The following is a 13,449-nucleotide window of genomic DNA, read 5'->3' on the forward strand; positions in this document are numbered from 1 at the left end:
TCGACTAATAGCGAATAGAACTATTATTGAAGAAATAGTTATTAAGCTATTTGTGATATTATTTATTTGACAAACAATGCACTTTTTTATACTCTGTATTTTATTTAAATTGTAGCAGATAAACGGTTGCAATGAGAAAGAGATGCTTTTGGGTAATGGTTATATGCTTGTGTACCTTCACACTGACTTATGCTCACAATCCAGTATTTAATATAGAACAATACGATAATCGAAATGGGCTTTCCAACAGTGCCATTAATCATTTATTTATAGATAGGGATAGGATTTTGTGGATAGGTACCTGGGATGGACTGAACTATTACGACGGTTCCTCATTTCAACATGTCAATTATGCAAGACCAGAAAATCATTCAGGTATTAGCCATAACGTAATACAATATGTGCAGGAAGATGCCTCTAATAATATATGGATTACTACAATAGGAGGAATATCCAGACTTAATAAAACAACAGGAGTTATATATAATTACTTTTATAACACCACCCCTAATGAAAGCTTAAGCGAACACGAATATGGTCTTGCTGTTAATAGAGAAAATAATCTGATATATGCATACAGCCCCAGACAGGGTTTACTGTTTTATGACAATCAAAAACTAGAATTTATTCCCATCAAAGTTCCTGTGCATTACGGAAAACCAGTAAAACTGTTGACGCAGGGCTCGCATCTTTATCTCTTAAACACGGAAGGCACACTTCACACGTTCGCCATTAACAACCATCAGCTACAACACAAACATGTTTTGTCAGGCATAAAAAATTGTTTTATTGTAGAGAATAAATTATTTGTAACAGATGCCAATAAATTTCTGAACATATATCACAATGATGTACTCTTACAAAAACTAATCATACCAGACTACATTAATGCCATTGGTTATTACAAGCAACATTATCTGTTTTCCTGGGCTGAAAAAGGATTTGCCGTATATGACAGTACTTTTAGAGCTTCGTCTTACATGAATGATTTAACTCGCACTTATAGCGAAATAAAAATAACGGCATTTGGCAGCAATAAAGACGGGTCGCTTTGGATAGGTACCGATGGCAACGGAATATTAAAGATTACACCACGCTCGCAAGCATTTGGATTAATCAGCTTTACCAATTTGAACATCCCTTACAATGTTCCCGTGCGAACATTTTGCCAGCAAGACAACGATTTGTGGGTAGGAACAAAAGGAAAAGGCATCATTGTTTTAAAAGACTTTGCCACTTCTCCTACCTTACAACAATCGGCATACAAAACCTTTTCTTATCCTTCCGAATTAGACAACAACTCGGTATATGCGCTCAAAGCCAGCCGTTATTACCCTTTAATTTATATAGGAAGCGATGCGCTAGGGCTAGGTATTTTTCATAAACCCTCCAACCGCTTTTATAAATGGAAAGACATTGAGGGTCATGAACAGATAGGCAGTTTCGGTTCGGTGTACACCATTTTTGAAGATACGGATAGCTCTCTATGGCTAGGCACTAGCGGCTACGGTCTCATCCATATCAAATTCAACATTCAGTATAGTAAAATCAGTATTGCTCGCTATGAGAAATTCGTAGCCAACGGTAGCGAAAAAGGGCCCATCAACAACATCATCTATACTATTGCTGATGGCGGTAATGATTATTTATGGATAGGCTGCCGATACGGAGGTTTGAACTTGTTTCACAAACAACGAAAACTATTTAAAGAATTCACTCGTGTTCCCGAAGACAAAGCCCTATCCAATAACGATGTACTGTACGTCTATAACGATTCCAAAGGAAATATTTGGGTGGGCACGAGCTATGGTTTAAATCTGTTGAAGAATGCGCAAACACTCCGAGATCGAGCAGAAATTATCCGATTGGGTAAAGAAGAAGGACTGCCCAACAATACGATTCATGGTATTACCGAAGATGCTCAGGGCAATATATGGATTAGTACCAATAAAGGAATAGCCAAAATTACTCAGCTAGGTAAAATCATCATTACTTATCAAGAATCGGATGGGTTGCAAAGCAGTGAGTTTTCCGATGGCTCCGTATGGAAAAATGAAAACAATAGAATCTTTTTCGGCGGAATTGCAGGATTCAACAACTTCGATCCTGCCGAAATCCATTCCGACCCATTTTTGCCCAATCTCTTAATCAATAATCTGATTTTAGGTGGTGTTGCAGATAACCCGCACAAACTGCTCGTCATTCCTCCTAAAACTACCTTCGGTTTTATCTCTCAGCAATTGGAACGAAAAAGTAATTATTTCGAACTAAGTCTAAAACCCATCAACTTTGACAAAGCCGAAAAATGCGCCATCAGCTATCAACTGGTAGGATATGATAAAAGCTGGCATACCGAAAAAGGAACGGTTAAAATCACTTACAGCAATCTTCCGGTAGGTAGTTACAAATTAAGAGTCAAATGGAGCAACGGCGAAAACACTTGGTCGGAAGAAAAAGAAATTCTACAACTCACCGTGAAACAATACTGGTGGCTCACCAACTGGGCATTACTTCTTTACAGCATCGTAGTAGCGGCTATTGTTTATACCATTTATAAATATAGAAGAGATAGCATTGCCGAAAAACATAAACTCGAAAAAGAAAAATTAGAACGAGCTAAAGAAGAAGAAATTCACCAAAATAGAATCAGCTTTTTTACAAACATTGCGCACGAATTACAAACACCACTCACCATCATTATGGGATGTTTTGATCGCATATTGGACAAAAAAAATGATACCGGCGCAGACTCTAACGAACATCGTAAAAACCTTTTTTACAAAAATCTGATTCAACAACAGACAGCCAAGCTTACTTATCTGCTGCAACAATTATTTGAGTTCAGAAAAATTGAAACACCCTACTTTCAAAAAGACATTCATTATATAGATATCACGGCATTGTTGAAAAACCTTGCTGAACCTTTTGTGCCCATCAGCGATAATAAACAACTTCATTACGAATATCATATTGAAGAAAATATTCAGGGAGGTCTGGATAAGGATAAAATAGAAAAAATCGTATTCAATCTCTTATCCAATGCATTCAAATACACACCGGACCACGAAAGCATCCGTTTCGAAGCATCAAAAATTAACAAGCAGCTGCACATTTCTGTGTTTAATTCGGGCATACAACTCCACAACGAGCAGGTACAAAAACTTTTCGATCTTTTCTACACATCATACGACCGAAAAAATCACACCGACAGATTCGGCACAGGCATTGGTTTAGCATTTACCAAACAACTCGTTGACTTAATGGAGGGCTCAATTCGCGTTTATAACAAAGAAGACGGAGTATGCTTTGAAGTAAACCTTCCCATACAGGAAGCTGACCATATTCATTTATTATCCGATAATGTACAACCTTCCTATTTATATAACATTCTTACACGCTCGCAAAAGCAGCTCCATTATCAACCGCCTACTAGTATCAATAAAAATACTGTTCTCAACACCATTGTTGAAGAAGATAAGGACACTATTATTATAGTGGAAGATGAAGCCGAAATACGCTATCTGCTAAGGGATATTTTAAAAGAGCATTATCATATTTACGAAGCAGAAAACGGTTCGGAAGGCCTTCATTTAATACATCAATACCGCCCTGCTCTGGTCATTTCCGACGTTGTGATGTCACAAATGGACGGGTTGGAACTTTGTAATATTATCAAAAACACGAATGCGATATGTCATATCCCCGTTATCCTGCTTTCAGCTAAAAGTACCGATGAACAACAACTACAGGGTTATGATGCCGGAGCCGATGCTTATATCCCTAAACCATTCAATCCCAAACATTTATTGATACGTGTCAAAAAACTTATCGAATACAGAAAAAAAGTTCATGCGGTTTTAAAAGAAAATAATCTAGGTGCAGACATTAAAACTCTGGGGCTTCAGAACGAAGACGAAGCCTTTTTAATGAAAGTATATGAAATCATACAAGATCACTTAATCGACCCCGATCTTAATGCACAATTCCTGGAAAAAAAATTGTGTATGAGTCGCATGCAGCTTTACCGAAAATTAAAAAGCCTCAGCAACATGACTCCAAATGAATTTATCAAAAATGTAAGATTGACCACAGCGGCCAAGTTACTTCAAACCACCAAACTTCCCGTTGCGGATATTTTCTATCAAACAGGTTTTAATAACCAGTCTTATTTCTTCAGAGAGTTTAAAAAGAAATATCAACTATCTCCAAATGAATACAGAGAAAAATTCCTAAATAAGGCATAAATCATTGATTATCACATATTGATACTATTGTACAGTAATTTGATATCATAGTACAGTGCTGCCCACTGGCCTCGTTCGTAGGTTTGATGTCACATAACGATGCTTGTCTCCACCCGTATCTTGGAGGCTTCACATCTTACCTAACTATCGGCTTGCCGTAAAGCTGCTAGAGGGAGTAACCATAACGATAACTTCTAAAACACGCATATGAAACGAAAAACTGGAATCTGTTTTCTCGCAAAAATGCACCTGCATTCCCTGTTGCAAAAAGTATTATTAGCCATAATGCTTTTGACAGGAGGTTCAATGTATGCTCAGTTTACCAACAATCAGCTTAGTGGAAAAGTAATCAACCTTGCCGGCGAACCATTGGCCGGGGTTACCATTTCTATTAAAGAAACGGCTCAAACGGTGGTGGCCGATGCCGAAGGAAATTTCACTATTACAGCTAGCGAAAACAACACATTAGTTATCAATTATGTAGGATATAATCCTTACGAATCACCAATAAAAAACATCAATAGTTTCACTTTTATCTTAGCTCCTACCGGCGGAGCCCTTACCGATGTGGTAGTAATGGGGTATACATCGCAAAAAAAGGCCAGTGTAACGGGCTCCGTAACGGTTGTAGATCTTAACAATCTACAAAAAACCAAGTCTCCAGATGTAATCCAAGCCTTACAAGGTCAGGTATCCGGGGTAATGATTCAAAGTAGCACCGGACAGCCGGGAGATGCTATCGAAATCCGCATCCGCGGTATTGGAACCATAGGTAATGTAGATCCACTATATATTGTCGATGGCGTTCCTACCAAAAATCTCACATTTTTGGATCCCGCCGACATTCAAAGCATGTCGGTATTAAAAGATGCTTCGGCCACTTCCATTTATGGTTCAAGAGCGGCAAATGGTGTGGTAATCTTTACCACCAAAAGGGGTAGCAAAGGGAAAAGTAATGTAGTGGTAGACTATTATACAGGCATCACCCGTCCTTCTCGCTTGCCGAAAATGCTCAATGCCGAACAATATTTAACCGTAAAAGATATAGCTTGGCACAATACCGCCGGAAATGATCCTGCAGCTATCAGTCCTTATGCAGCATTAAAAGCATCAGGCAATTATGCTAATACCAACTGGCTAGATGAACTTTTCACTACCGGTACATCGAACAAACTGAACGTTTCGGCTAGTGGAGGCTCAGACAAAGTACAATACTACTTATCGGCAGGATACTATTATGCCAATGGTATCATTATAAAGAAAAACGACGCTTTCAAGCGTTTCAATATGCGCGCCAATATCAATGCTAACATAACCGATAGGTTAAGCGCAGGCGTCAATTTTCAGTTGATCAATGCTACACAAGATAAACTTTCATCCAGTGGCGATGCACCCGGTATCATCAGGCATGCTTTATTACGTCCACCGGTAATTTCTGTATATAAAGACCCATCTGATCCTACATATAAAGCATCAGATCCTTTTACCGATTTGCCTTTCTATGCACAAAATCTGGCTGCCAACGGTGGACGTTGGAATGGTGCGCAAAACTATTTTGAATTTACAGCCAACCCTATTGCTTTAGTACATTATACCGACAATAAACTCAAAAACTTTAGAAACTTCGGAAATGCATATCTGGAATACAGTTTTCTGCCTGACAAATCATTAAAACTGCGTTCTAGCTATGGCGGAGACATTATCTTCTTCCATAACAAAGCCTTCTATCCCAACTTCGGTGATGATGATGGGGGTGGCGGTCAATATGCCGGTATGGGACGTCAGAACAGACCTAACAGCTTGGTAGAATTAAGAAGTCAGGTAAGTACATTGGTTATCAGTAACACTTTAAACTATCAGAAACTACTACAAGACAGACACAGCTTGAATGTGCTGCTAGGTCACGAATACATCAAAAACAAAGAAGACAATTTAAGTGGTAGCAGAATCGACTTTGATAAGGATGATCCGGCATTCAGATTCTTAGACTACGGTAATACTACCACCGGCCTCTGGAACGGTGGTACACAACCCAATAACTGGGCGTTGATGTCTTTCTTTGCTTCGGCCAACTATGGTCTCGATAACAAATATTACCTGAACGGAACACTACGTGCTGATGGTTCTTCTAAGTTCGGACCTAACAATAAATGGGCGTTTTTCCCGTCTATTGCAGCAGCATGGGTAGTTTCGAGAGAAGACTTTATGCAATCTGCTAACTGGATCAACAACCTAAAGTTAAGAGCAAGCTGGGGTGTATCCGGTAATCAGGAAATTCCGAATGATGCTTACCAAACCGTAGTATCACAAGTGGGTGGAGTTGTCAATATCATCCGCTACGGCAACCCCGACTTGAAATGGGAAGCTACCAAGCAAACCGATATCGGTTTCGACTTAGACATCTTTAACAACCGACTCTTCATTTCAGCCGACTACTATCACAAACGTACTGAAGACATTTTGTTGGCAGTCCCGTTGCCGGCCGTATCAGTGGGTGTAATTCAGCCTACTTATGTAAATGCGGGAGTAGTCACTAACAAAGGTTTTGAAGCTGCCATATTATATCGCAGTAATAGACAGCATGCATTTAGATACGAAATAGGTGCCAATGTTACCACACAAAAGAATATCGTAAATAAACTTTACGAATTTGTACCCAATATTATCGACAATAACAGCAGAACCATTACATTACCCGGTTATGCAATTAACTCCTACTACGGACTGGAGTTTGGAGGTATCTATCAAAATCAAAGCGAAATCGACAACTATTTATTCAGCAACACCAACGGTGCTAAACCAGGCGACATCAAATTCAGAGATGTAAACAATGACGGACAAATCGACGATAACGACCGTGTGGTGCTGGGTAACAATATTCCTAAGCTGTTCTACGGTTTCAATTTCAATGCATCGTACAAAAATTTCGATCTTTCGTTCCTATTCCAAGGTGTACAAGGGGTGCATAGATACAATGATTTGAAACAAATATTGAACTATGACACACGTCCGTTCAACTCCACAACAGCTGTGCTGGATTCTTGGAACGGCGAAGGTTCCACTAATACTACGCCAAGATTGACCTTTAATGATAACGGGGGTAGCAAAATCTCCAGCATCTTTGTAGAAAACGCTTCTTATCTGCGTTTGAAAAACATAGAACTGGGCTACACTTTCAGCGTCCATAAACTTAATCTCAATAAGTGCCGTGTGTATCTCTCTGGACAAAATCTGCTCACCTTCACAAAATATAGTGGTCTGGACCCTGAATCTACTTTATTAAAAGATCAGGGGACCTATCCGCAATTGAAAGGATTTATTCTTGGAGCTAGATTCAATTTCTAACAATTCAAACTAACAGCAATGAAAAGAAGTTACATATATATAGGCATTATCACCTGCATGCTTACAACAAGTTGCAAAAAGCAACTTACATCAGAATCTATAGGTCTTCTAACACAGGAACAAGCTAATACCACTCCCACACAAACAACTGTAGAAACGGCAGTAAGATCTTCGTATAAGATGCTGGCCAATACCTTAAACATTTTAGGAGAGTGGGATTGGGCCGGCGGCTTGGTATTTCAAAACGATATAGTGTTGTCCGATATCGCCTCCGACGATATGGAGAAAAAATGGGTATCAGATGGAGACCAACCTTGGATGGACGAGATCAACAACTTTACCTTCACAGCATCTAATGGTGGTCCAAACGGATTGTGGAAATACAACTATGAAGGCATCAAAAGGCTGAACATTGCCATCGGACATTTGACCAATCCTTCCATAGAACAAATAACAGGAATTTCCACCGCCAGAAAAAACCAATTATTAGGTGAGAGCTATTTCTTAAGAGCCTACTACTATTTCTCTCTAGTGATCAATTTTGGAGACGTTCCGTTAATTACCAAAACCGTGGAGTCTTATCAGGAGGCTTTTGATGTGGCCGTACGCGCTCCGAAAGAAGATGTATGGAATCAGATCAAAACCGACTTAGCTGCCGCCAAACCGTTATTGCCAAATACTAAATACAGCTCCGACACAGAACGGTGGCGCGTTTCTAAAGGTGCCGTCATTGCACTACAAGCGAAAGCAGCCCTATATACCCAACAATGGAACGATGTGATCACTTATGTGAAAGAATTGGAGGATACGCACTTCTATGATTTAAACACAAATTACTTCAGCAGTTTTAATACTGAGTTTACCGACAATGAAGTGATTTTTGCATACGATCACACATCCAACGAAATACCCCGAAACGGCAACGGATACTGTGCCGTAATTGGTTGGGGGTTCTTTGCGCCTAGTACAGATTTCTTAAACTCTTTCGAGCCTAACGATCCCAGAAAACTCTACACTGTAAACACCGTTACTCAAAATCCTAATAAGCTATTAGGTTCATTAGACGGTACCAACAAAGGCAACGATGATGCCCCCAACAACAAAATCTTAATTCGGTATGCCGATGTGTTGCTTTGGAAAGCCGAGGCATATTTGGAAACCGGCGACTATGCCAACGCTATAGCGTACATTAATAAAATTCGTCAAAGAGCACGTAACACCATTACGGCAGAAGGGAATTACGCTCCGGCCGGTACATTACCCGACCGTCCTAGTTCTACCGATAAAGCAACCGTTAAAAATTGGCTGATTGCAGAAAGACGTGCCGAACTGGGATTCGAAAATCATCGCTTTTACGATTTGAGAAGATGGGGTATTGCAAAACAAGTATTGAATGCATTAGGCAAAAACTTTCAGGATCATCACTATTTATATCCCATTCCGCAAAGCGAAATAGATGCATCCGCACAAACACTAAAACAAAACCCTAAATATTAGTTTCTACTCTACAAGATTCCCCAGTATAAGCCGAGCTTATGGCTCGGCATGGGTGAGTCTTATATCGAAACATCAACTTTAAATGCACTAATAAAAATCCTTATGAGCGACATCGCAAAGCGTTTTGCACAAAATCCGTTGTTAAAACCCTCGGATCTGCAACCCAGCATCGAAGGGATGAAAATTGCCTGTCTTTTAAATCCAGGTGTATTTACTTACGACAATAAAACCTGGATGCTGATTAGGGTAGCAGAGCGCCCTGTTCAAAAAGAGGATACCATCTCGTTTCCGATTCTAAAAGAAACCGGAACGATGGAGATCATCGAAATTAAAAAAGATGATCCGGAATTGATGGCCGATGATCCGCGAGTGATTCGATATAAAGGTTCTGATTATTTAACTACCCTCTCGCATTTGAGATTGGTATGCAGCGAAGATGGTGTGCATTTCTCACAACCCGAAAACTATCCTTTGTTATTAGGTTCTGGCAAATGGGAAACCTTCGGTATAGAAGACTGTAGAGTGAGCAAATTGGACGATACTTACTATCTCACTTACACCGCGGTTTCTGAAAATGGTGTGGCGGTGGGATTGCGTACCACAAAGAATTGGAAACAATTTGAACAAAAAGGATTGATTTTTCCGCCGCATAATAAAGACTGCGCCATATTCGAAGAGCGCATCAATGGAAAATACTATGCTTTTCATCGACCCAGCAGTGTAGAAATTGGCGGCAACTATATATGGTTAGCTTCTTCTCCAGATGGCATCCATTGGGGTCAACACCAATGCATCGTTAAAACACGCGAAGGCATGTGGGATTCGGCAAGAGTAGGTGCCGGTGCGGCTCCTATCAAGACTAAAGACGGATGGTTGGCCATTTATCATGGCGCCAATAAAGAACACGTGTATTGCCTCGGTGCTTTCTTATTGGATTTACACAACCCCGGAAAAGTATTGGCACGTACCGAAGAACCCATCATGATGCCCACCGAAGATTATGAACTGCATGGCTTTTTCGGAAAAGTGGTGTTTACCAACGGGCACATCGCTCACGACGATGAAGATACCATAACCGTTTACTATGGAGCTGCCGATGAGTTCATCTGCGGCGCTCGGTTTTCTATTCAAGAAATCTGCTCCTATTTAAAATGAGTTTATGAAAAAACTACTCAACGAAATCCGTTACTTCCGGTCGCAACCACATAATTTCAAAATACTGGTGCTGACCAATTTGGTATATGCTTTTGTACTGCCTGTTATAGACATTTTCGTGGCAGCTTACGTAATGCGCAGCTCCAACGATCCCACCAAAGTGGTGATTTATCAATTAACCATTTATACCGGCATTCCCCTTACGTTTCTATTAAACGGCTTTCTGTTGGCTCGCTTCAACATTCGAGGCCTGTATTCGATTGGGATGATGTTGAGTGCCGTGTCCATGATTATTATGATGTCATTGAAGGAACTCAATTTAGTGGGCATTGGTATGGCAGGACTCACCATGGGCATGTCTTTCGGTTTTTATTGGGCCAACCGAGATTTTTTGGCGTTATCAATCACCAGTGATGCAAATCGTAATTATTACTACGGACTTGAAACTTTTTTTTATACCATCATAGCTGTAGCGGTACCCGTAACCATTGGGTGGTTTTTGGAATCGAGAGGAACAGAGCATGCAGCTGTAAAATCAGGTTATCTTACCATTACTGTAGCCGTATTTATTGTTACACTATTAGCATCAATAGTATGCTTCAGAGGTAATTTCAAAAATCCTGAGCAGAAAAAATTTATTTACTTCAAGTTTCATCCGCTATGGAACCGGTTACTGGTGCTGGCTGCACTAAAAGGCTTGGCTCAGGGTTTTCTAGTAACGGCACCGGCCATGCTTATTATGTTGTTAGTAGGTAAAGAAGGGGCATTGGGAACAGCACAATCCATAGGCGCCATACTTTCGGCCATTATAATGTACATAGTAGGTCGTATATCGAAGCCTGAAGATCGTGTCAAAATTTTTGCTTTGGGATTGTCATTATTTGCTTTGGGTGCAATTGTAAACGGTGCATTGTTTAATCAAACAGGTGTAGTGATATTTATCTTAGTGCTGCTAATTGCAAAACCGTTGATGGATTTGGCTTACTTCCCTATTCAATTTAAGGTAATCGATATAGTCTCAAAAATTGAGAACAGAAGCGAGTTTGCCTATATACTCAACCATGAAGCCGGATTGTATGTTGGGCGCTTTACCGGGGCTTTTACCTTTTTACTACTGGCCTACATGGTATCGAATGAAGTAGCTTTGCGTTATGCCATTATCATTATTGCCATGTTGCAATTACTATCTATTGTGGTAGCAAAGCAAATTATAAAACAGGGTAACGAACTGGGAAAAACAACAGAGACACTTTAAAACAAACAATAACTAAAAGTGTCTATTACTTCAAAAATAAAACTAAAGTCATGAAGGTGAGAACGATTTGCTTGATATGGATATGCCTGACATGGGCTACCATCAATAAAGCTCAAGTGATACAACAGTCACTGCCAAAAATTGATTCAATGCCCGATTGCCCACAGCCTTTCGGCATCATCGATTTCCGGCAACTGGCCAAAGATTTCGATAAAAAAGTATACGATTTTAATGCCACTGGCGATTACTGGCCTTTGGTATGGTGGGATAGTAGTGGTAAAAATTTCAACCAACCTGTTGTAGGTATCTATACCGCTATCGGTGATGCCCGTCAGGGGACCAACAACAGAGGCATGTTCCATGAATCTCTGGGCAGCATGGGCGCTATATTGGGCGCTTCACTGGTTGGTATTGATAAAAGCAAGCAAACCTACAACTATGTGGCCATGCTGAAAAACTACTTCAACCGCGAAACAGGTTGGAACATCATGATGAATAACACCTGCCCCGAAGTAGCGTTGTTGGGTGGCGGATATGGTCGCGATTGGTGGTACGATGTTTATCCCAATCTGCTTTTTTATGCTATTTACGATCTATACCCCAACGAAAAAGATTTCGACTGGATAGCCCGTACCATTGCTGACCAGTTCTATCGGGCCGACTCAGTATTGAAAGGCAACTACAATTATACTTATTTCAATTACGGAACCCTGCAACCCCATACTACAGAAATCTGCATACAGCCCGATGCAGCGGCTGGTCATGCTTGGGTGTTGTATATGGCGTATAAAAAATTCGGCGATGAAAAATATCTGAAAGGTGCACTCAGTGCTTTAAAAGCGTTGCAGGCCGTAAAAGAAAACCCGAATTACGAAGTTTTGATGCCGTTCGGAGCCTATATTGCTGCCCGCATCAATGCCGAACAACATCAGCAATTCGATACCCGCAAGTTCGTGGAGTGGAGCTTCGACGGTACCGCTGTTTGCCGCGAAGGTTGGGGTGCCTTGCACGGCCGTTGGAACGGTATCGATATTTCAGGGACTTTCGGCAGCACTGTGGATAGAGGCGGCTATGCATTTTTAATGAACACTTACGATGCCGCCTGGCCCTTAGTACCGATGGTGCGTTACGATGTCTCTTATGCCAAAGCCATCGGCAAATGGATGCTCAATGCCGCCAATGCCGCCAAGCTGTTTTATCCGCAGTACATGCCCAAAGCATTTCAAGCATTGCCGCACAAAGCCGAGGTTACCAAAGGCGTGATTGCTTACGAAGGTATCATTCGCAAATCATCCTATCCCGAATACGCCGATAAGCCCGGTCCTTTAGCGCAAGGCGATGGCCCGCTTTGGGTGCCCGACAAAAACCCTGATGTATCGCAATTTAGCGTGTACGGCAGCAGTCACGTAGGAATTTTCGGCAGTATTATACGCCGCACCAATGTAGAAGGTATTTTGGAATTAGACTTATTAGCTACCGATTTCTTCCGCGACAAAGCTTATCCTTCGTACCTGTATTACAATTCACATTCGAAAGCCAAGAAGGTGCAAATCCTCAATGCCGGCACACATAAAATCGATTTGTACGATTGCGTATCGGGTCAATTCATTGCCCGAAATATCAAAGGCAAAAAGAAAATCAGTATACCCGCTAAGGAAGCGATGGTATTGGTACAAGTGCCTTCCGGCGCCTCCATTACCAAGCAGAATGGAAAGCTATATGCCGATGGAATAGTCATCAACTATAACGCCTCCAGATAAGACGTGTAACATACCATCCAAATGCCGCGTATGAATTAGACCTTCATCGCGGCGTTTTTATTCCTGCGACTACTTGGGTATTGATACATTCCCATTTGAGGGTACATATACTAAAAAACACATTTATCAATATAAAATATTATAAAAAACCATTAGATGAAACCATTTCTGATGGTTTATATCCGACTGAATT

At 40.7% G+C, this 13,449-nt stretch carries 6 protein-coding genes; all 6 read left to right on the forward strand.

The window, feature by feature from the left end; translation table 11 throughout:
* The first annotated feature begins 131 nt into the window (after positions 1 to 131).
* On the forward strand, positions 132 to 4,244 hold the full coding sequence (locus PIECOFPK_RS00485) for a two-component regulator propeller domain-containing protein (RefSeq protein ID WP_409966252.1): 4,113 nt from the start codon (positions 132 to 134) through the stop codon (positions 4,242 to 4,244).
* Between the two features lie 207 nt (positions 4,245 to 4,451).
* A complete protein-coding gene (locus PIECOFPK_RS00490) occupies positions 4,452 to 7,589 on the forward strand; it encodes a SusC/RagA family TonB-linked outer membrane protein (protein ID WP_409966253.1) in 3,138 nt (1,045 codons plus the stop codon).
* A gap of 18 nt (positions 7,590 to 7,607) precedes the next feature.
* Complete coding sequence (locus PIECOFPK_RS00495; RefSeq protein ID WP_330974997.1) at positions 7,608 to 9,086, forward strand: RagB/SusD family nutrient uptake outer membrane protein; 1,479 nt, start codon at positions 7,608 to 7,610, stop codon at positions 9,084 to 9,086.
* Between the two features lie 102 nt (positions 9,087 to 9,188).
* Positions 9,189 to 10,241: a glycoside hydrolase family 130 protein gene (locus PIECOFPK_RS00500; protein WP_330974998.1), complete on the forward strand. Its 1,053-nt coding sequence runs from the start codon at positions 9,189 to 9,191 to the stop codon at positions 10,239 to 10,241.
* A 4-nt stretch (positions 10,242 to 10,245) separates the two neighbouring features.
* Positions 10,246 to 11,496, forward strand: a complete 1,251-nt coding sequence (locus tag PIECOFPK_RS00505) for an MFS transporter (protein WP_330974999.1) — start codon at positions 10,246 to 10,248, stop codon at positions 11,494 to 11,496.
* Positions 11,497 to 11,546: 50 nt separating this feature from the next.
* Entirely contained in the window at positions 11,547 to 13,256 is a 1,710-nt protein-coding gene (locus tag PIECOFPK_RS00510) for a hypothetical protein (protein ID WP_409966254.1), read from the forward strand.
* Positions 13,257 to 13,449 lie beyond the last annotated feature (193 nt).

Source organism: Chitinophagaceae bacterium C216 (assembly GCA_028485475.2).
Classification (GTDB): Bacteria; Bacteroidota; Bacteroidia; order Chitinophagales; family Chitinophagaceae; genus Niabella; species Niabella composti.